Raw genomic sequence first — 19464 nt, forward strand, 5'->3', positions numbered from 1 at the left:
CATAAGAACTCACTCTACCCGGCTCTACCCGAGCGCCAGGCCGGCGAAGAACGCCGCGACGCCGAGGAGGAAATTCCCGAGCAGGAGGCTGATGCAGACCCAGTAGCGGCGCTTTTCGAAGAGGCCGAGGGCGTCGGTCATCGCCGTCGAAAAAGTCGTGAAACCACCCAAAAAACCGGTGGTGACGTAGAGACTGTACGGACCGATCCAGGTGGAAAGTGCCCCGCCGCCGGTCACCAGCCCGAAGAGGAAACAGCCGATCACATTCACCGTGAAAATCCCGGCAGGCCACGTCGGCTTGAAACGTGCGGTGAGGAAAGAATCAAGAATCCCGCGGCACAGGGCACCCAGCCCACCCGCTAAACCAAGAAGCAGGAACGTCATGCCGCATCACCACCCGCGCGCCGGCGCGCCGCGAGGAAGCGCTGGCCCAGCGCTCGCCCGCAGGCCATCCCGGTGAAAGCCAGCAGGAAACCACCGAAAAGAGTGCCTCCCGCAGCCAGGCCGGCCAGCCGCGCCAGCTCGCTAGGCGCCCCGCTGAGTACTTCGCTGGTGGCCAGGTGGGCGCTGAGCGCCACGAAGCTCGAATAGGTGGTGAAACCACCGCAGAAACCGGTGCCGAGCAGTAGGCGCAGCCGGGCCCCGCATCGGTGCACGCCCGTGGTGAAGAAACCGGTGATGAGGCCGAGGAGGAAAGCCCCCGCAAGATTGACGATAATCGGCGCCGCCACGCTCGGGACGAGCGCGCGGGCTACCGTGCCGGCCCCGCCGCCGAGGAAAACAAGGAGCAGCCCGGTCGCGTCGCGATAGAGCGGGCGCGCGGAAGACGTTGAGATAGATCTAGCTGCAGTCGTGTTATTTTCCTTCCTCGCGCGCGGGGGCTTCGCCGGGCAGCACGGTCACGTAGCCGCCTTTATCGCTAGCAATATGCCAGGTGCCCCCGAAGGTGGTGCTGGCCCAGTCGAGAATCTGTTGCGCATCCCCGTGGTTGGCCTTCGATTGGGGTGCGAAGACCACCGCATTCGCCCCGGCATTCCCGCGGGTTCCCTCCCAATACACCGTATTATTCGGCACCAGGTAGGCCAGCATATGTATATCAGTAACCACGTGGGAACCATCCGGCACCGCGGCCAGGGCTTCCCGTGCGCCGGCTCGCTCCTCCGCGCTCGCTCCGCCGTAACGCCCCTGGAGCCACCAGCCCACCGCGTTCGCGCGGGTACCGACCAGCGTGGCAATCACGCTGGCGGCCAGCGCGAGCACAATCAAGCCGCGCTTGACGTGCCCGCTGCGCGTGGCACGTTCGCTGCCCGTGGCACGTTCGCTGCCCGTGGCGCATTCACCGCACGGGGTGCACTCGCCTCGCAGGGTGCACTCGCCTCGCGGGGAGCACTCGCCATGCGTCGCGTGCTCGGCATGCCCACGCCGCGCCCGAAGCCTTATAGAACGCTCCAGCCGCCCCAACCCATCGAGCAGCGCGATGGTGGCAATCGGCATGAGCACGGCGGAATAATGCCAGTCCAGCCCCCAGTAGAACTCCACGTTTCCCGTGAAACGCCAGGCCAGAGTCGGGAGCATGAGCAGAATCCACGGGCTGGCCAGGCCCACCACCCCGGCGCTGCCCAGCAGCACCGCCAGGGTCATGAGCTTCGTAGCCGCTCCGGTGAAAAGCCCGGCATCGCCCGTGAGGCGATCCGTGTAGTCCCAGGCGCCATCCGGATTGAAAGCCGGCAGCAGCACCCAGATAGAAAGTACAAACCACACCGCGCCCCATATCGCCAGGCCCACCGCCCAGCGCCCCGCGGGGGTGCGGCACACGGTGGATAAGCGCGCTCGCGGTGCTGGCCCGCGCCGCTGCGGCGCGGCGCCGTCGTCGTTCTGCTCCGTTACGCCGCAGACCGCCCGCCGCTGCGCGAAAAACTCCGCCAGTAGCGCGGCTACGCCGAAAGCAACCAACGTGAGACCGAGGTCTTCCTTCACGAAAACGAGCAGGCCGAGCGGGAGCGCGGCGCGCCGGTAGCGGCCCTCCACCCAGGCCGTTAGCCCGTAGGCGAGGAGGGGCACCGCGAAGGCGATCTCGTGGAATTGCGCGGCCACCGCGGCGGTCAGCCCCCAGGACACCGCGTAGAGCAGGCCGAAAGCAGTTCCCGCTCCGGCCCCGCAGCGCGCCCGCGCCAGGCGGGTGAGTGGAATCGCGGAGATCGCGAAGAGCGCGTTTTGCACAATAAGCAGGGTGGCGCCGCTGGGCCACAGCGCGAAAATCGGGCCGAGCACCACCAGGATGGGATGGAAATGATCGCCCCACAGGTTGAAGCCGGGGCCTTTAATATCCACGATGGGTGCTTCGAGATGCGCGTAACGCTGGGCGAGCTGCGTGAAAATGCCCAGGTCCCAGGAGGACGTCTGCAAAGACGCCCACTGGTGCAGCGAAAACGCGGTAAAAATAATGAAACTGAGGAGCGCCACCAGGTACGGAACCGGGTCGGTGCGCAGCGGGCGGTACCAGGTCGCGGTGCGAGCCAGCTTCATGCGGCGCGGCACCGGCATGCGGCGCGAAACTGCCATGCGGCGAGCCATCATCATCCGTTTCTCACCTTCCGTCCGTGCCGTCGCGAGCCACCACCACATAGCCGGCGTCCTCCGTGACAATATGCCACTGCCCGCCCACTTTCGCGGTAATCCACGCCACCACCTGGGCGCCGTCGCCATGGTTGAGCCGGTTGGAAAACACCACCGTGTCAATATACGCGCCCCCGTAGCTGTGCTCCCAGTACACGGTATTGCCCGGTACCACGTAGGCCATCATGACCACGTCGGCGAGGATGTGCCGTCCGGTGCCGGCCGCCGCCACCGCCGCGCGGGCCCCGTCGCGCTGCTCGGCCGTTTGGGAGGCGCCGTAATCGGAAAAATACACGTATTGCTGGGTATTGGAACGCCCCGTGAGCCACGAGCCGAAGCCGTTAGAGGCGGTGCCGAGCACACTGGAGGCGAGCGCAAGGGTGAGGGCCGCCGCGGCTAGACGCGGGCGGCGGGCCAGCACGCCCAGGGCATCGCGTTGCACGGGTGCGGCCGCGGGAGCTTCAGATTCTTGCGCCTCCGGTGGTGGTACGACGACGCCGCGCGCACCCGCCCGCGCGAGCCCATCGGTCAGCGCGACGGCGATCATCGGCGCGAGCACCGCCGAATAATGCCACAAAATAGTCCAGTAATAGGGGTTATCCCCCACGAAACGCCAGGCGAGAGTGGGGAGCAGCAGCGTCGCCCACGGACTGCGCAGCCCCACGATTCCCAGGGCGGCCACGATATAGCAGAGGGTGCCCCAGCGGTTAGGCTCGAGGATCATGCTCGCCAGGTCGAGGCCTTCGCGTACCCGCCCGGCGTAATCCCACTGCCCGGAATTATTGAAAGCCGGGAGGATGACCTGGGTGGTGGCCAGGAACCAGGCGGTGCCCCAGGCGGCCAGGAAGGCGCCAATGCCGGCCAGTTCGCGCCAGTCGCGCGCTCCGCGGCTGCCGCACTGCCCTGCGCTGCCGGCCGCCGCCGCACTGCCGGCCGCCGCCGCGCCGCCGATGCTGGACGCACCGCCGTGCCCGCGCGCCCCGCGCCAGCTGAGCAGCGCCACCAGCACCCCGAAGCAGGCCACCGTGAGGCCGAGGTCCTCCTTGACGAAAACCAGCAGGGAGATGAGCACGGCGGCGCGCCCGTAGCGGCCCTCCAGCCAGGCTGTCAGCCCGAAAGCGAGCAAGGGCACCGCGAAGGCGATTTCGTGGAATTGCACCACGAGCGCGGACGTGAGCCCCCAGCTGGCCGCGTAGGCCACCCCGATGAGGGTGCCCGGCACGGCCCCCACCCGGGCGCGGGCGAAACGCGCGATGGGATATACCGACATCCCGAAAAGCACCGCTTGGAGGGTGAGCAGGCTCAACCCGGAGGGCCAGAGCCAGAACAGCGGTCCGGTCAGCAGCAAAATGGGATGGAAATGATCGCCCCACAGGTTGAAGCCCGGGCCTTTAATATCCACGATGGGTGGGAACTGCCAGCGGGCGTACTGGTCGGCCAGTTGGGTGAAAATACCCTGATCCCACGAAGGAGAGGAGAAATTCACCCAGGTATACCAGGAGAAGAACATGTACACGGCGAAAGCACCCGCGGCCAGGAGCAGCGCCGTCGTATCACAGTGCTTGCGCGCCCACGCGAGTACCGCGCGCGGCGCCCCCGCGCGCACCGGTGCCCTTCGGGAATGTGCCCGCACCCCGCGCGCGTCCAGCTTCCGCGCCGGCCTGCCGCGCATTAGATAATGTCCTTTTTCTGGAGGTGCCGCAGCGCGAACCAGCCGATGGGCACCCGCGCCCAGAAGGTGAGCAGGCGGTACAGGATCGCGGTGGAGAAGGCCACCGAATACGGTAGGCCCGCGATGGTGAGCCCGCCGGTGAGGGCCGCTTCCACCGGGCCGATACCACCGGGGGAGGGCACCAGGGAGCCCACCGAATTGGAAACCAGGTAGGTGATCGCGAGGGTGACCACCGGCAGGGTCTCCCCGAAGGCCGCGAGGGAGAAACCGAAGGCCGCCACGAAACTCACCGTCATGAGGAGCGAACCGCCGAAACCGGCGAGAATCCGGGACGGGTGGGTAGCCAGCCACACCACGCGCGGCCACACCTGCTCGATGGTGGGGCGCACCAGCTCAATGACCTTGCGGCGCAGCGGGCGAATGAAGTACACGGCCGCGCCCAGGGCCGCCACCGCCGCCACGATGAGCATCACGGAGGTGCTCGGGATGGAAAGATTCCCGAAGTCGCCGGTGAGCAGCCCGAGAGCCAATAGCAGCAGCACCGTGGTAATAAATTGCGCGATCTGCACCAGGGACACGGTGGCCACCGCGACAGGGGTGGCCACCTGGTTACGTTGCAGGTAGCGCAAATTGAGGGCGAGTGGACCGATGCCGGCCGGCATGACCAGCCCCAGCACCGAGGCGGCGATCTGCACCTCGCTGGTTTCCCACAGCGGCAGGCGTTCGGCGGTGTAGGCTTTCAGGCACAGCGCCGCGCCCACGTACGTTGCGAAACTGGCGATAAACGCGGCGAGCATCCACCACGGGTTGGCATTGCGAATCGTTTCTTGCAGCTCGGTGAAATTAATGGAGCCGAGCAGAATAAAGATGGCAAGCACCCCGATGACGATGGTAATAATCGTCTTCGCGGAGAATTTACGCAGCTGGATGGTCTGGGTGGCGGTGCCAATATCCTGCGGGAGGACCTCCAAGAGCACCTCGCGCATGCGCTGCACGCCCTTTTTATCCTCGAGTTCGGCCAGGGTTTGCGCCGGCATAATGGTGCGCTGGATCGTCGGGGCCACCGAGGAAAGCCGGTCGCGGGAAATGCAGCGCAGCGCGGAAGCGACGGCGCGCTCCGGGCCCACCGCCACCGCCTGGAGCAGGTACAACTGCGCCAAATCAATATGCCGGGAGAGTTCATTAGAAGAAAAACTGCCGTTGCGCCAGTGGGTGATGAGGGCTTCGTCTCCGCGCACCGCGACCACCCCGGCGCGAATATCGTGGTGGGTGAGCCCGCGTGCGTGCGCGCGTTCGAGCGTGAACCACATGGAGTCCAGTGCCGCGTCGGAGATATCTTCCGGCTCCAGATCCGTGAGGGGAACGGCCTCGATATCCGCAAAAGCGACGACGGCGGACGCGCCAGCCGCCGCGTAATGTGCATCGCGCCGCGGGGCCACCCCGGCGTTCACCGCGAGGGCTTCCATGAGGAGGGTGCGCTCGGCAGTTTCCTCCACGTTATCCCCGGTCCGCTGGGTGACCTGGGTGAGGGTGGCTCGCTGCCAGGCACTGGCCAGGCGCCCGAGGACCGCACGATCCGAGTCAATGAGGGCGGCAACGTAATGGGCGCCGTCGGCCAAAGTAACCACGTAGTGGCGGGAATTGACGTCCCCGATAAGCGGGCGGACTTCGTGGCGGGCCTGGGCGATGAGGGCGCGCACGTTAATATCGTCCTCCGGTTCGCCCAGCTGGTAGGCGCCCGCCACGCTCGCGGGGAGCGCGCCCTCGGTTTCCGCGCCCGCGTCGGCAGCGAAAGCGGCGCTGGTATGCGCGCTGCGGCCGGTATCGCTGCTCGTTCCGCTATGCCCGGTGAGGGCCTCGCGCAGCTCTTTGAGAATCGCGGTATCCACATATCCGAGCGGGCCGGTCACGGGAACGGACCACGCGTGCATATCGGCGTCGTCGCCCGCATCCACGCGGATAATGCTGCGTGCGTCCAGGCCGGCGCGGCGAATAAGAGTGACGACGGCGGCGCCGGTGGCGCGGTCGGGCGAATCCCCAAAAGCGTAGAGCGCGAAATAGCCGCAGGCCATCCCCACGAACACGGTGGTAAGCGCGCCGGTCAGGGTTTGGGCGCCCTGGAGCACGGACAGCACCAGCACGATTCCCAGCGCCCACCAGCCGGTGCGCACCAGCCGGCCCTGGCGTTCGGAAGCGGCCACCACCAGGATGGTGGCGATAATCGAAACGTAGGGGAGCATGCCCACGGCGGCCTGTTCTTGGATGGTATCCGAGAGGTCGATGGTGATTTGCGAGGTGGGCATGAAGCGCTCGAAAAGCCACAGGGAGCCGTAGCAGATGGCGAGCGCTCCGGCCATGGCCACCAGTGCGGTCACGAGGGTGCGCCAGCGCCGGTAGCGGATGATATCGAAGAAAAGCAGGAGGGGGAGGAAAAGCGAGACGAGGCCCTCGAGCACGTTAATGGGCATGGAGAAAATGGTGCGGAGGGTATCCGGGGCGGCGTTGGCGACGTCGTGCGTGACGGCCACGGTGGTGGTGTATCCGAAGCGGGAGATGAGGAGCATCCCGGCGATGGCCAGGGTGAAGAGGATGCCGCGCAGCAGATTGGCGGGGCGGCGGGTCCAGCGCGCGATTTCGTCTACGAGGAGGACGCGGTGCACGGCGGGCTCGGCGGGTTCGGCGGGCTCTACGGGTTCGGTGTGCTCCTCAAGGGAAGCTTCCGCAAGTGCCGGTGAAGCAGCGGAAACGGAGGTGTGTGCTTCTGGCGCGCTTATCGCAGCCGGGGCGGCTTCTACCTCCGCCGGCTGGACCGGGCTCGTTTCCTCGTTGTGGCGCACCAGCTCAGTCTAGTTGATAGGTATTAGTTTCTCCTGTGACCTGGCGTGGTTATTCGGTGGGCGCGGTTATTCGGTGGGCACGGTGCCGGTCGCGGTGCGCGTGCGGCGGCGTGCGCCCAGCGATTCGGTGCCCGGCTATTCGGCCCGGCGCAGCCGCAGCGAATTGAGCACCACGATAACCGAGGAGGAAGCCATGGCCGCCGCCGCCAACCCAGGGAGGATAATCCCGGCCACCGCCGCCGGAATGGCGATGAGGTTGTAGCCGAAAGCCCAGGCCAGATTCTGGCGGATGACCCGTAAGGTGGCGGCGGAGATGCGCAGCGCCGCCCCCACATTGCGCAGATCGGAATTGACGATGGTGATATCGGAGGCGGCTTTGGCCACGTCCGTGCCCGAGCCCATCGCGATGGAGAGGTCCGCGGCGGCCAGAGCTGCGGCGTCGTTCACCCCGTCCCCGACCATCGCAACCCGCCGGCCCTCCGCGCGCGCCGCTTCCACCACCCGGACTTTTTCTTCGGGGAGGACTTCGGCGTGCACGATCTCGATTCCGGCGGCCCGGGCCACCGCGCGGGTGGTGGCCGCGTTATCCCCGGAGGCCAAAATCGGGGTGAGGCCCAGGTTTTTGAGTTCGGCGACGGCCGCGGCGGAGGTGGGGCGCAGCTGGTCGCGCACCGTCACGAGGGCGAGCGCTTCGTGTGCGCCGGCTTCGCGTTCGCTCCCCTCGCGCCCACGCGCCGCGCCGTCGTCACCTACGCGTGCCAGCATCACCAGGGATGCCCCGCCACTCGCGGCTTCTTCCAACACAGCCTCCCACCCGGAGAGGTCCACGCCGGCGTCCCGCAGCGCTCGCGGGGAGGCCGCGTAGTAGCGCTGCCCGCCGATGGTGGCGCGCACGCCCTGCCCGGCCAGATTCTCAAAATCGGTGGTGGGGGCGAGCTCCAGCCCCTCCTCACGCGCCCGGGCCACAATGGCGCGGGCGAGGGGATGCTCGGAATAGTTCTCCACGCTCGCGGCCAGGGCCAGCGCTTCTTTCGCTTCGTTGTACGTGTTTTCTTCGTGGGTCGTTTCTTTTTCCGCCGCTTCTTTGTCCGCGGCTTCTTTTTGGGCGACGACGCCGCCACTACCGCTAAGTGCCCCTGCCGGCGGGAGAATCACCCGGTCCACGGCCATGGTTCCGGTGGTGAGGGTTCCGGTTTTGTCCAAAATAATGGTGTCTACGCTGTGGGCGCTTTCCAGGGTTTCCGGGCCGTGGATGAGGATGCCGCGCTGGCTAGCCCGCCCGGAACCCACCATGAGCGCGGTGGGGGTGGCCAAGCCTAGAGCACAGGGGCAGGCCACCACCAGCACCGTAATGGCGGTCATGATGGCCAGGTCCAGGGGGTTACCGAGCGCCAGGCGCACCCCGAACGTCACGAGCGCAATGAGGATAACGGCGGGTACAAATACTGCGGAGACCCGGTCCGCGAGCGCCTGTACCGGGGCTTTCCCGGATTGGGCGCGGGTGAGAAGGCGGCCCATCTGCGCCAGGGTGGTATCGCGGCCCACCCGGGTGGCCCGCACCCGGATCGCGCCGGCGGTGGTGAGGGTCGCCCCGGTGACCTCATCGCCCGGGCCTACATCAATCGGGGTGGATTCGCCGGTGAGGAGGCTGGCATCCACCGCGGTAGTCCCGGAGACCACCACCCCGTCGGTTGCAATTTTCGTGCCGGGGGCCACGAGGAATTCGTCGCCGACGGCCAGGTTGCTGGCAGGAATTATTTCATCAACATCCGCTCCGGAGGCGGTGCGTACCCGGCGTGCGTCGTCGGCCCCTAAAGCGAGGAGGGACCGCAGCGCATCGCCGGCACTGCGGCGCGAGCGGGTCTCCAGCCAGCGCCCCAACAGGAGGAAGGTGACGATCATGGCTGCGGTTTCGAAATACACGTGGGAGCCGTGCGGGGCGCCGGTGGCGAGTGCGTGGATGCCGGTCATGGACATGCGGTAGTCGGCGCCGCCGGCCCCGCCCCACAGCAGCGCCCAGAGCGACCAGCCCAGCGAGGCCAGGGTGCCCAGCGAGATGAGGGTGTCCATGGTGGTGGAGCCGTAGCGCAGCGCGGCGGCGGCCGAACGGTGGAAAGGCCAGCCGCACCAGAGCGCGATCGGGAGGGTGAGCGCGCCGATGACCCACTGCCAGTACGGGAATTGCAGGGCCGGGATCATGGAGAGTGCCACCACCGGGATGGAGAGAGCCAGCGAGATCCAGAAACGCCGCCGCAGCGAGGCGATACGGGCGCTCGCCTGGGCGTCGGCTGCTTCACGCGTAGCTGCTGCGCGGGCGGATTCGGCTTGCGCGCTCGGGTTGGCGGTGGCCGGGTGTGCGTCGTCGTGCGGATCGGTTGTGCCCGCGCGGGCACCCGCGCCTGTAGCGGTGCTGCTCCCGGCCGTGGGGGTGAGGTCCGTGCGGGAAATGAGCTGGGCCTCGTAGCCGGCCGCGCTGACCTGGGCAAGGAAATCGGCGGTGTCCAGCTGCGCCCCGGTTTCGCTGAGTTCGAGGCGTGCTTCGTCGGTAGCGAGATTGACGGAGGCGCGCACCCCGGGCAGCTTATTGAGTTTCTTTTCCACGCGCGCCACGCAGGAAGCGCAGGTCATCCCGGAAATCGCGAGGTTCACTTCGGCAACGGGAGCTGCGCTATCCGGCGTGGTGGATGTCATTTAGCGGATGATCTCGGTCACGGTGTAGTCGCCGGCTTCGGCTACTGCGGCTTTGAGGTCGTCGTCGGAAAAATCGTGCGGGGTGTACACGAGCACCGAGGAGGTGCCTTCCGGGTTTAGGGTGACGAGCACGCTGTTGACATCCGGGAGAGCATCGAGTTCCGCGCTTACGTGCTTGACGCAGTTTTCGCAGGTCATCCCGGTGACTTTCAGTTCGATAGTGCGATCAAATTCTTCTGTTGCCATGGTGCGCCTCCTTCTTCAGCCCCGAGGTGGGGTGCACTCGGTTTAACACGATTCCTGGCGGTGCTATTCCCGCATAGCTTGCGGCTCGGGAATCCTAGTAGCGTTCTTCTTCACGCATCTGTTTCAGAATCTCGCTTGCCGTTGGCCCATCGGGCGTAGGCTCGGCGGGCGTAGACGCAAGCTCAACAAAGTCCGGCCACGGAATTGTTGCTTCCTGTACGTCCCCGTTTTTCCACAGCTGCAGCAGTGGAGAATCTTTCTGCTCGAGTGGCTTTTTATCCATGTTTTTCATTGTATGGCCCAAGGAATCGCTTGCCATTGAAATGAATCAAATGCGTTGGATCGGTAGCGACCCACGCTTCTGTTTCCCATGCAAGATCGGTGAGGAACCTGCGCATAGTGACTAAATCCGGAAAACAGGATACGTAGATGAGATCTGCTGTACAGGAGGCGAAAAGTCGTGACAATTCGTTTTTACGCGTGTGGTCAACTGGGCCGTGTGTGGAAGCAGCTTCCATGAGGAACAGCCAATTTTTACCCGGGTCGTAGACGATCAGATCGGGAAGTTTTCCGTGTGTATTGAGCTGAACCCCGAGCGATCGCAGCCGTTCTTCGTCGAAGAGCAGAAGTTTCGAATCGGCATCTCCCACGTACAGCACTTCGCCGCCAGGAATGAAGAAGCCACAGAAATCCTCGATCATGGCCTTCAGGAGAGTATTTTGCCCACCACCTTTGAGGCTTATGCCTTTCCCGTTCGGGAGAGTCACGGGAACCCGGGTGAGCTCTCTGGCTTGGGCGTATCGCGTAGCAAGCCCGGGCATATCAGCGAGGTACTCAGCAACAGCAGCATCAAAATCAGGAGTTCCGAATTGGCGTATCGCGAGTATCACTTCGGGGTTGAGGCGGTAGTTATTTAGGGACGAATTTGTTGGGCGCGATGGATCGTCGTCGTTATAAAGACAAAATCCCGCCTCAATGAACTGGTGTAGAACAAACCTACGTACTGTTTCACGTGAGTTTTCAGCAATCGGATAGTCAAGCTTGTCGCGCATCCAGTCCATGATGGCTCGCACGCCCATCCTCTCGGTGGTTGCCTTTACCCAGGGGGTGTGCGCATCTACACCGGCTAATGCCATGAGCGTACGCCCGGACATGGCGTTTGTGCGCTTGTCGTCGAATTCCAGCGCTCTCAAGATGGCGCGCGCTTCTTCTAAAGTACTCATGCTGCTTTTATTCTCCCGTCACATAAGTGCTGTATGTTCAGCGCTGGATTGCCGTTTTGCCGAGCAAGGATGGCCAGCGCATGGCGGTCCGGGAATTTAAGGAGGCGAAGATCGGTGGCATTCACTTGAGTATGTCCACTGAAAACACGGAAGTAGGCATCAATCTGCGGGGAGTTAAGCCAGAGTGCGATCCCGCGGGCCAGCACCGGGTCGAGGCCGCCACCGGATTCGTGGATGTAATTGAGCTTATTGTCGAAAGCTGAGGGCTCTGCGCTGGTCCAAACGGCCGATATAATCCTGCGCGCTTCTTCTTTGGAGGAGAATCTTTTTACCAGCACATAGCTTCCGGCCGGACATAACAGTTTTAGCCCGGCACTATCTACGGGGTGAATCCACTGCGGCTTTGACAGTGTGGCTCGCGGATGAACAACCCGGTGATCGACGATATTCGCCGGGTAGATCAAGCGTTGAGAGCGAAGGTCGGGATCAGTATGTACTATTTCTTTGCAGCGAAAACCAACCACCTTGCCAGTTGAAACACTGAGCCCGAGATCAGCCAAAGTATAGGGGAAACTTTCCATCCAGGAAACCGCATCGCTATCGCTTTGCGAGGCCGGCACAAAAATAGCGTTTGATCGGATGACCTCCGCGGCTGATACAGTGCGTTCACGAACCGGAGCGTAAGCATCCATGGAAGAACGGATGAGGATCCGATCCCCTTGGATTCCCGCGCTCACACACATAATGATCGACTCTTGCAGAACATCCATATCCCCAAAAATCAGGGAACGAGACTCAAAGGTGTGAATCGCGTCAAGGGAAACCCTGTTGGTGAGATCCTTGCGGAAGCGTGAATAATAGGTGCCATTCATCCATGAGCGCGGCGAAATAACCACCATCTGGCCCCGCGGCGTCAATTGGCGAATCCCCAGTGCCATGAAGGCCGCATACACGTTAGGAACCTGTATTCCATGCGCGCGCAGCGCTACATCATCCGGGCTGCCCACGCGGAGTTTGTGATACGGAGGATTCTGAATAATGAGATCGAAGTATTGCCGTGCTCGCGGAGCCCATTCGATGTAATTTTCCGGCACAAGCGTGACCGTGGCACCCAAGTGTGCGCAGTCCGCCAGGGCTTCCCGCAGTGCGGGGAGAAGATCTGGATCGTTTTCCACCGCGGTGATCTCAAGCGTGAGATTCGGGTGGGCCGCGCGCAGATAACTAGCCACCGCAACGCTGAGCATTCCGGTTCCTGCACCGGGATCAAGGATACGGATCACGCCAGATTCCGGCAGATGCGACATCCGCACCATCCGTGCCATGATGCCAGCAACGGCCGGCGGGGTGAAGAACTGCCCACGCGCTGCTTGTTCGGCGGAATCCAGGCAGGCTAGAGCGGCATCACGCCTGTGTTCAGCCCGCTCCATCATCTCCATGGGGCAATCCTAACGTAGGGCCCCGACACAAAATATGCCCCCGAATTTGCGAGCGCTGCGCGGCCGGAGTGTGCGCCGTCGTCGCATTTACGCCCCCAATAGCGCGAGAGGGATAACGTAAATTCCGTCGGGGCGGCGGTATGCCTGGGTGCCGGTGTTGAGGACCATGAGCAGCGGGTCGTGTTCGGGAATTTGCTTGCGTAACCACAGCAGGTGCTGCACGTCATGCTCGCTAATCGCGTTGGCGAGTTTCACTTCCACTCCGGCGATTTCTCCGCTCGGGCCCTCCGCTATCAAGTCCACCTCGTGGTCTCCGTTGCGGGTTCGTAAATGGAATACGCGAGCCCGGTTGGCTTCGGCTGCGACTCGCACGCTCAGCGCGGCTAGAGACTCGAATAATTGCCCCAAGAACTTCTGCCCGCGTGCACCCAGCAATGTGGTCTCATTCAGGTTGAGTAGCCGCAGCGCCAGCGCCGGATCGGCTAGCTGGTGTTTGGGTGCAAGTTGCAGTCGCTTCAAGGCGTTGCTGGCGGGTGCCCAACCGGGGATGGGGTCCAAAATCCACAGTGCGGTGAGGTGTTCCCGGTACGTAATCGTGGTGCTTTTTGCCGGCTGCGTGCCATCCCCACCGGTGGTGGCATCTAATAAATTGGCGTACGAGGTTGTGAGGGAACTCGCCGCCGCGTACGCAGCTAACCAGCGGTGCAATACTTCCGGGCGGCGCACCGTTGCCCCGTAATCAGGTAAATCACGGTCGATAATCAAGCGCAGATACGAATCCAGTAACTCTTGGGTCACTTCAGCGGATTTCGTCATGATCCCGGGGAAGCCGCTCCGGGCTATGGCGCGGCAATAATCCGGCAAAGCAAAATCCGTATGGCCGGTTATGTCTTGATTCGGGTTCTTGAGCAGGTCACCGAAACTCACGCTAGGCTCAACGAGTTCGCGTTCGAATAATGCCATCGGGCGCAGCCGTAAAGAGAGCACTCGTCCGGCTCCGCTGTGCAGCCCGCCGGCATCGAAAGGCGTGGCTGAGCCGGTCAGCAGGAATCTTCCCGCAGGTGCACCCCCGTCTACCTGGCGCCGCACAGAATCCCACACCGCCGGGACTTTCTGCCATTCGTCCAATAAGAGGGTGCCGGGCGGGACGGTGGTGAAATCCGGATCCGCGGCCGCCACATATTGAGTTTCGGGGCGGTCAAGCAGCCATACTGTATTCGCGCGCTGCAAGGCGGTGGCGGTTTTCCCCACGTCTTTCGCGCCGTCAATCGCGATTGCAGGAACCTCGGGAAGTAATGCGTCTAGCCGCTTATCAATCGCTCGCTCATGGTAACGCATAGCCCTATCCTACCGTTAGCAGGCGCCCTACGCTACCATTAGCCGGCTTTCTATCCTACTTTTAGCCGAACTTCTACGCTACCTTTAGCCGGAATTGCTTGAGAGTTTTACGTCCTAACGCCCGCGCCGGTTCACAACCACGCGGTGAATAATCCACCCCACCGCGATCACCAGGCACACCACCGCCACGATCTTCGCGAAAATCCCCACGTAATCTTCCACGATGGTCCAATTCGCACCCAGCAGGTAACCGGCGTAAATCAGAATCGTATTCCAGATCGCTGAGCCCACCGCCGTCAGCGCGGTAAATTTCAGCATCCCCATATTCGTCACGCCGGCGGGCAGCGAAATAAGGGAGCGGAAAATCGGCACCATGCGCCCGAAGAACACGGTCCAACTGCCGTGCTTATCGAACCAGGCCTCGGTTTTATCCACGTCGGATTGTTTGGTGAGCGGGAACCACAGCAGAATTTTGCGGGTGCGTTCCCGCCCGAGCCAGGCGCCCAGCCCGTACAGCAGCCACGCCCCGGCCAGCGAACCGGCGGTACACCACAGAATCGCGCCGATGAGCGTCATATTCGAGGTGGGCGAGGAGGCCGTGAACCCGGCCAGCGGCAAAATCACCTCGGAGGGCAGCGGCGGGAAAATATTTTCCAGCGCGATAAGAAGCGCCGCCCCGAACCCGCCGATAGCGTCCATCACACTGACCACCCAGCCGGTGATCCCGCCCATCGCGCCCGGGTCGCCGCCCGGCGCCGGTGCGGTCGCCAGGACGCTCGTCCATGCTGCTACGTTCACGCTTCTCCTCTGGTTGCGAACGCCGCGAAGTGCGGCACATATGCCGTATTTTTTACGACGACGCCGCCGCGCTACCGCGCGGCCTGCCGGTTACCTTAGCAGGCTTAGCTGGCTGCGGTCCCGGGCGTGTCCTCCAGGAAATCCACGAGGCGGGCAGCCAGGCCGGTGTACCCGGCCGGGGTGAGAGCAAGAAGACGTTTCTCCACGTCCCCGGGTAGCCCCAATCCCGCAATAAATTCCCGCATATCTGCCGCGGTGACTTTCCGCCCGCGGGTGAGTGCCTTGAGCCGCTCGTAGGGGTCTTCCAGGTGTTCGGCCCCGCCCAGGGCCGCGGCCCGCATGGCCTGCTGGATCGGTTCGCCCAGCACTTCCCAATTCGCGTCCAGATCAGCGGCGAGTTTGGTGGGATTGGGATCCACCCCGGCCAGCCCGCGCCGTAAATTATCGAGGGCCAGGTAGGAGTGCCCGAGCGCCACCCCGATATTGCGTTTCGTGGAGGAATCGGTGAGATCGCGCTGCATCCGGGAGGTCACCAGCGTCTGGCTGAGCACCCCGAAAAGCCCGGAGCTGATCTCCAGATTCGCTTCCGCATTTTCGAAGCGAATGGGATTGACCTTATGCGGCATCGTCGAGGATCCGGTCGAGCCCTGCGCCGCCAGGTTCTGATGGAAATAATCCAGGGAAATATAGGTCCACATATCGGTGGCGAGATTATGGGCGATGCGATTGGCGTGCGCAATATCGTCGAAAAGATCGGCGAGCGCATCATAGGACTCAATCTGGGTGGTGAGCGGATTCCAGCTCAGCTCTAAGGATTCCACAAAATCGCGGGCCAGTTCCGGCCAGTTTACCTCCGGAACCGCGGTGGCGTGCGCGGAGAAAGTCCCGGTGGCCCCGGAGAATTTCCCGTAGTATTCCGCGGCTTCCACCCGGCGCAGGGAACGGTGCAGGCGGTGCGCGAAAACGGCAAGCTCCTTGCCAACGGTGGTGGGCGAAGCCGGCTGCCCGTGCGTATGAGCCAGCATGGGAAGCTCAGCGTGGGTGCGGGCCAGCTCACTCAGATCCGAAACCAGGCCCCAAGCGCGCGGCAACCAGCAGCGGCGCACCGCATCGCGCACGCCCAGCGCCCAGGCCAGGCTATTAATATCCTCCGAGGTGCAGAAAATATGGACCATTTCGCGCAGGTGGCCCAGCCCGCCGGCGTCCATGCGCTTCTTGATGAAGTATTCGACAGCCTTGACATCGTGCCGTGTTTCCGCCTCAATGGTGGCCAGCTCGCGTGCCGCGGCGTCGTCGAACTTTTCAGGAAGTGACCGCAAATATACGACGGCGCTGCCGGGCAACGCCCCCACCCCGGGAATCACGGCGCGTTCGCACAGGAAAATCAACCATTCGACTTCCACGTGAATCCGGTAGCGGTTGAGCGCGGCCTCGCACAGGTAGGGCTGGAGCGGGGCGGTGGCGCTGGCGTAGCGGCCGTCTAAGGGGGATAGCGGCCCGGAAATATTCGGGACGGGGGTGGACTCGGAAGCTGATTCTGGCGCGCGCTGCTCACTCATGGCTCTATTCTGGCAGATCCGCGCCCGGCTGGCAGAACCGCGGGCGTACACCGGGGTGCCCGGTGGTGGCCGGTGGTGGCCGGCGCGGTGCTGGGTACCTATCGGGAATGCACGTTCGGCTGGCAGGACTAGAGGTAGGGCCGGGCGGCGGCCAGGGTTTCCGCGCCGTAGGAACCGCCGAAAAGTGCGGCGTGGAGGATGAGGATATGGAGGCTGTGCAGGCCGATGCGGTGCGGCCAGCCGGAAGCGAGCGGGGAGACCTCGTTATAGCCGGCGTAGATCTCCTCCGCGAAAGGCGCGCGGAAGACCGTGAGGGTGGCCAGGTCGGTTTCCGCGTGTCCGCCGTGAGAAACCGGGTCGATGAGCATCCCGCCGCGCTCCGTCCACATCACATTGCCGCTCCATAAATCGCCATGGAGGAGGGCGGCCGGGCTGTGCACCAGGGCCGGCTGAGGGCTATCGAAAGCGCCGTCGCGCAGGCGCTCGCATAAACGCTCCAGGGCGTGGGTGCCGCTCGCATCCAAGGCACAGTTATCGCGGGCGGGGCCCAGGTAGGGCTCGATGCGATCCGCGGCGTAAAACTCCCCGAAGCTGCGGGCGGGGAAATCGGCGGGCACCACCGGCAAATCCCAGGAACCCAGCCGGATCCGGCGGGAGCGGTCAGCCGTGGACGGAGCCGCGGTGGAGGGAGCAGCCGCGCCACCGGGAGCCTGCCCGAAAATCCGGTGCCCGGAGGGATCCCAGGCGTGAGTGCGGGCCAGGCGCGCCCCGAATTCCCGCGCGGCCACCGCGGTGGCGCGCACGGAGCGTAAGCGTTCTTCACGAATAACACCGCGGTCATGCTCCGCGGCGGTGGACAGGAGGGGCACGACGGGCGCCCCACCACTCGGCGTGGCCTCAGCCAGCTCCGCCAGCGAAAGCGCTTCACCCCAGATCTCAGCCGGATCACCGGTTTTCACAAAGGTCTCCATACCCGCATCCTACGGCGCCCCGCGCCGGGTGACGCACCGTTCCGGATAACGGTGCGGGCGGACGGAGCACGGTGCGCGGACAAGGCGCACGGCGCGAAGGTACGGCGGCGCGGAACGGCCCCGGGGTGGCTCGCGGGGATGGTGCACAATAGAAGAATGCAATGGTTCCGCCCTGAATTAGCCGATCTGCCCAGTTATGTTGCCGGGAAACGCCCCCGCAACGCCGATAGCGTCAAACTCTCCAGCAACGAAGTTCCCTTCCCGCCCACCCCGGCGGTGGCCGCCGCGCTCGCGGCCGCGGTTGCTCAGGGCGGGGAGCTCAACCGCTATCCCGATATGTCCTGCGCGCAGCTCACCGCCGCGCTCGCGGCCTATGAGAATTGGGATCCGGCAGGCATTGTGGTGGGAAACGGCTCCACTGCCCTCATCGAAAAATTCCTGCAAGCCGTGGTGACTCCGGGCGGCGAAGTAGTCAGCCCGTGGCGCTCCTTCGAGGCCTACCCCATTGCCACCATTGCCGCGGGCGGGCGTTTCGTGGGCGTGCCGCTGCGCGCGGATGGCACCCATGACCTGGACGCCATGGCCGCCGCCATTACGGACAATACCCGCGCCATCCTCCTGTGTTCGCCCAATAATCCCACCGGCACCACCATTCCGCACGCCGAGCTAGCCAGCTTCCTGGCCAAGGTTCCTGCCCGCATCCCGGTGCTTCTCGACGAGGCCTATATTCACTTCGCTCCCGCGGTGGGCGAAAGCCAGGCGAGCCGCGCCGTCGTACAAAACGGGAAGGAACTGGCGCGCCAGTACCCAAATGTGGCGGTGGCGCGCACGTTTTCCAAGGCTTTTGCGCTGGCCGGGCTGCGGCTGGGTTACCTGCTCACCAGCCCCGCGCTGGCCGAGCCGGTGCGCCGTATCGCCACGCCTTTCGGCGTCAATCGCCTCGCTCAGGTGGCTGGCCAGGCGGCTCTCACCGAAGCGGATACCGTGCTGGAGCGTGCCGCGCAGCTCGCCGGCGCCCGCGATGAGCTGGCCGCCCAGCTCGCGCAGGACGGCTGGCACACGCCCACCTCGCACGCGAATTTCCTGTGGGTTTCCGCGGCGGAACTGGACCGGCACGGGGTGAGCGCCGCGCGTTTCGAGGATGCTTGCATGGATGCCGGTGTGCTGGTGCGAGTGCTCGGCGAAGGTGTGCGGATCAGCGTGGCCGAACCGGAAGGCAGCGCCCGGGTGCTCGCGGCCGTGCGCGCGCTCGGCGAACGCAGCAGCTAGAACACTTCTTCGGCGGCCCGTCGCACCGTAAACCCGTGGCCGGTCAGCTCTGACCAGCAGGAAATCCCGGCGTATTGGTCGGCGGTGCAGGCGAAACCGTGCGCGGCCACCACGCTGCCGTAGGGCACTTCTTTGGCGGTGCTCACCTGGGTGGAACACCCGGAGGTGGTGGTGCCCGTCAGCCCCACGGTGTAATTGGCCGGTTCGCCTTCGCAGCCGGGCGGCGACACATAGTCATAGGTGAAAATCGTGCAATTGGCGGCTTTTTCGTCGAGGGAGCAGCGCACGTTATTCATCGGGGTGGTGAAAGATTCCAGCCGGGTAGCCTCCGGCGGGGCGGGCCGCACCAGTTTCCACCACTGGCGCGAGGCCGCGAAAGATTGGAAATCCGCCGGGGCGGCAATATCGCTGAGCGCCGTGCTCAAGCTCAGGGTGTATTCCGCCCCGCAGCTGGAGGAGAGAGTACGCAGGGCCTCGGTGAGCAGCGGCACTTCGGCGGTATAGGTGCCACCCGCGGCCGCCGCGGTGGCGTAATCAGCCAGGGTTGCCGCCGCGCTCTCCGGATTCGGGCAGGAGCCCGAGCGCAAGTCATGAACCTGTTCGCGCAGCTGGGTGAGATCGGTGGAGGCGCTGCGCCCGGGTTCGGAACCGGCGGCGGTGGGCGCCGGCGCGGCGGCGTCGTCGCCAGAAAAATACGAAACCCCCACCAGGGCGAGCACGCCCGCGAGAACGGCAGCGGCGAAAAGCAAGAAATACAGCGGCCATCGCGCCGGGCCGTGCGCGCCGTGTCTCATGCGTACTCCTTGTG

At 64.4% G+C, this 19464-nt stretch carries 16 protein-coding genes; 1 reads left to right on the plus strand and 15 read right to left on the minus strand.

The genetic code is table 11. From position 1 onward, the window contains the following. Nucleotides 1–24: 24 nt before the first annotated feature. The 14 genes from ACRQEC_RS03975 to ACRQEC_RS04040 all read right to left on the minus strand — a co-directional run bounded on the left by ACRQEC_RS03975 (nucleotide 25) and on the right by ACRQEC_RS04040 (nucleotide 17387). Nucleotides 25–384: a fluoride efflux transporter FluC gene (locus tag ACRQEC_RS03975; RefSeq protein WP_435720308.1), complete on the minus strand. Its 360-nt coding sequence runs from the start codon at nucleotides 382–384 to the stop codon at nucleotides 25–27. Next, a complete protein-coding gene (locus ACRQEC_RS03980; protein WP_435720311.1) occupies nucleotides 381–836 on the minus strand; it encodes a fluoride efflux transporter FluC in 456 nt (151 codons plus the stop codon). Before ACRQEC_RS03980 ends, ACRQEC_RS03975 begins: the two co-directional genes overlap by 4 nt. A 19-nt stretch (nucleotides 837–855) precedes the next feature. Further along, nucleotides 856–2580 carry a DUF2079 domain-containing protein gene (locus ACRQEC_RS03985; protein WP_284889783.1) on the minus strand — a complete coding sequence of 575 codons (1725 nt, stop codon included), beginning with the start codon at nucleotides 2578–2580 and terminating at the stop codon, nucleotides 856–858. A 7-nt stretch (nucleotides 2581–2587) separates the two neighbouring features. Then, a complete protein-coding gene (locus ACRQEC_RS03990; protein ID WP_284889782.1) occupies nucleotides 2588–4288 on the minus strand; it encodes a DUF2079 domain-containing protein in 1701 nt (566 codons plus the stop codon). Then, nucleotides 4288–7125: a lysylphosphatidylglycerol synthase transmembrane domain-containing protein gene (locus ACRQEC_RS03995; protein WP_284889781.1), complete on the minus strand. Its 2838-nt coding sequence runs from the start codon at nucleotides 7123–7125 to the stop codon at nucleotides 4288–4290. Before ACRQEC_RS03995 ends, ACRQEC_RS03990 begins: the two co-directional genes overlap by 1 nt. A gap of 135 nt (nucleotides 7126–7260) precedes the next feature. Further along, entirely contained in the window at nucleotides 7261–9816 is a 2556-nt protein-coding gene (locus tag ACRQEC_RS04000; RefSeq protein WP_284889780.1) for a heavy metal translocating P-type ATPase, read from the minus strand. Beyond that, nucleotides 9817–10062 (minus strand): heavy-metal-associated domain-containing protein, encoded by a 246-nt coding sequence (locus ACRQEC_RS04005; RefSeq protein WP_284889779.1) that lies wholly within the window; start codon nucleotides 10060–10062, stop codon nucleotides 9817–9819. 94 nt (nucleotides 10063–10156) lie between these two features. Then, on the minus strand, nucleotides 10157–10345 hold the full coding sequence (locus ACRQEC_RS04010; RefSeq protein WP_284889778.1) for a hypothetical protein: 189 nt from the start codon (nucleotides 10343–10345) through the stop codon (nucleotides 10157–10159). After that, on the minus strand, nucleotides 10338–11285 hold the full coding sequence (locus ACRQEC_RS04015; protein WP_284889777.1) for a BsuBI/PstI family type II restriction endonuclease: 948 nt from the start codon (nucleotides 11283–11285) through the stop codon (nucleotides 10338–10340). The genes ACRQEC_RS04010 and ACRQEC_RS04015 overlap by 8 nt, the downstream gene beginning before the upstream one ends. Next, nucleotides 11282–12721, minus strand: coding sequence for an Eco57I restriction-modification methylase domain-containing protein (locus tag ACRQEC_RS04020; protein ID WP_284889776.1), 1440 nt, complete (start codon nucleotides 12719–12721; stop codon nucleotides 11282–11284). Before ACRQEC_RS04020 ends, ACRQEC_RS04015 begins: the two co-directional genes overlap by 4 nt. 87 nt (nucleotides 12722–12808) lie before the next feature. After that, nucleotides 12809–14059 carry an ATP-binding protein gene (locus ACRQEC_RS04025; RefSeq protein ID WP_284889775.1) on the minus strand — a complete coding sequence of 417 codons (1251 nt, stop codon included), beginning with the start codon at nucleotides 14057–14059 and terminating at the stop codon, nucleotides 12809–12811. Between the two features lie 114 nt (nucleotides 14060–14173). Beyond that, nucleotides 14174–14857, minus strand: coding sequence for a DedA family protein (locus tag ACRQEC_RS04030; protein WP_016441929.1), 684 nt, complete (start codon nucleotides 14855–14857; stop codon nucleotides 14174–14176). A gap of 104 nt (nucleotides 14858–14961) precedes the next feature. Continuing rightward, nucleotides 14962–16416, minus strand: a complete 1455-nt coding sequence (gene purB, locus ACRQEC_RS04035; protein WP_284889774.1) for an adenylosuccinate lyase — start codon at nucleotides 16414–16416, stop codon at nucleotides 14962–14964. Nucleotides 16417–16544: 128 nt separating this feature from the next. Further along, nucleotides 16545–17387, minus strand: coding sequence for a fructosamine kinase family protein (locus ACRQEC_RS04040; RefSeq protein ID WP_284889773.1), 843 nt, complete (start codon nucleotides 17385–17387; stop codon nucleotides 16545–16547). A gap of 156 nt (nucleotides 17388–17543) precedes the next feature. Here ACRQEC_RS04040 and ACRQEC_RS04045 point away from each other — a divergent pair, with 156 nt between their 5' ends. Next, nucleotides 17544–18656 (plus strand): histidinol-phosphate transaminase, encoded by a 1113-nt coding sequence (locus ACRQEC_RS04045; RefSeq protein WP_284889772.1) that lies wholly within the window; start codon nucleotides 17544–17546, stop codon nucleotides 18654–18656. On the opposite strand, the gene ACRQEC_RS04050 is transcribed toward ACRQEC_RS04045, so the two are convergent. Continuing rightward, entirely contained in the window at nucleotides 18653–19450 is a 798-nt protein-coding gene (locus ACRQEC_RS04050; RefSeq protein WP_284889771.1) for a hypothetical protein, read from the minus strand. The two genes, ACRQEC_RS04045 and ACRQEC_RS04050, sit on opposite strands and share 4 nt — an antisense overlap. Between the last annotated feature and the right edge of the window lie 14 nt (nucleotides 19451–19464).

Source organism: Actinotignum saccati, from assembly GCF_051265055.1.
GTDB lineage: Bacteria > Actinomycetota > Actinomycetes > Actinomycetales > Actinomycetaceae > Actinotignum.

Bases quoted from the DNA above. Each gene is read 5' to 3' on its own strand.
- ACRQEC_RS04025 (WP_284889775.1), bottom strand. From the start codon at position 14,059: ATGCGTTACCATGAGCGAGCGATTGATAAGCGGCTAGACGCATTACTT.
- ACRQEC_RS04050 (WP_284889771.1), bottom strand. From the start codon at position 19,450: ATGAGACACGGCGCGCACGGCCCGGCGCGATGGCCGCTGTATTTCTTG.
- ACRQEC_RS03985 (WP_284889783.1), bottom strand. From the start codon at position 2,580: ATGATGATGGCTCGCCGCATGGCAGTTTCGCGCCGCATGCCGGTGCCG.
- ACRQEC_RS04020 (WP_284889776.1), bottom strand. From the start codon at position 12,721: ATGGAGATGATGGAGCGGGCTGAACACAGGCGTGATGCCGCTCTAGCC.
- ACRQEC_RS04000 (WP_284889780.1), bottom strand. From the start codon at position 9,816: ATGACATCCACCACGCCGGATAGCGCAGCTCCCGTTGCCGAAGTGAAC.
- purB (WP_284889774.1), bottom strand. From the start codon at position 16,416: ATGAGTGAGCAGCGCGCGCCAGAATCAGCTTCCGAGTCCACCCCCGTC.
- ACRQEC_RS04040 (WP_284889773.1), bottom strand. From the start codon at position 17,387: ATGGAGACCTTTGTGAAAACCGGTGATCCGGCTGAGATCTGGGGTGAA.
- ACRQEC_RS03975 (WP_435720308.1), bottom strand. From the start codon at position 384: ATGACGTTCCTGCTTCTTGGTTTAGCGGGTGGGCTGGGTGCCCTGTGC.
- ACRQEC_RS04015 (WP_284889777.1), bottom strand. From the start codon at position 11,285: ATGAGTACTTTAGAAGAAGCGCGCGCCATCTTGAGAGCGCTGGAATTC.
- ACRQEC_RS04005 (WP_284889779.1), bottom strand. From the start codon at position 10,062: ATGGCAACAGAAGAATTTGATCGCACTATCGAACTGAAAGTCACCGGG.
- ACRQEC_RS04045 (WP_284889772.1), top strand. From the start codon at position 17,544: ATGCAATGGTTCCGCCCTGAATTAGCCGATCTGCCCAGTTATGTTGCC.
- ACRQEC_RS04010 (WP_284889778.1), bottom strand. From the start codon at position 10,345: ATGGATAAAAAGCCACTCGAGCAGAAAGATTCTCCACTGCTGCAGCTG.
- ACRQEC_RS03990 (WP_284889782.1), bottom strand. From the start codon at position 4,288: ATGCGCGGCAGGCCGGCGCGGAAGCTGGACGCGCGCGGGGTGCGGGCA.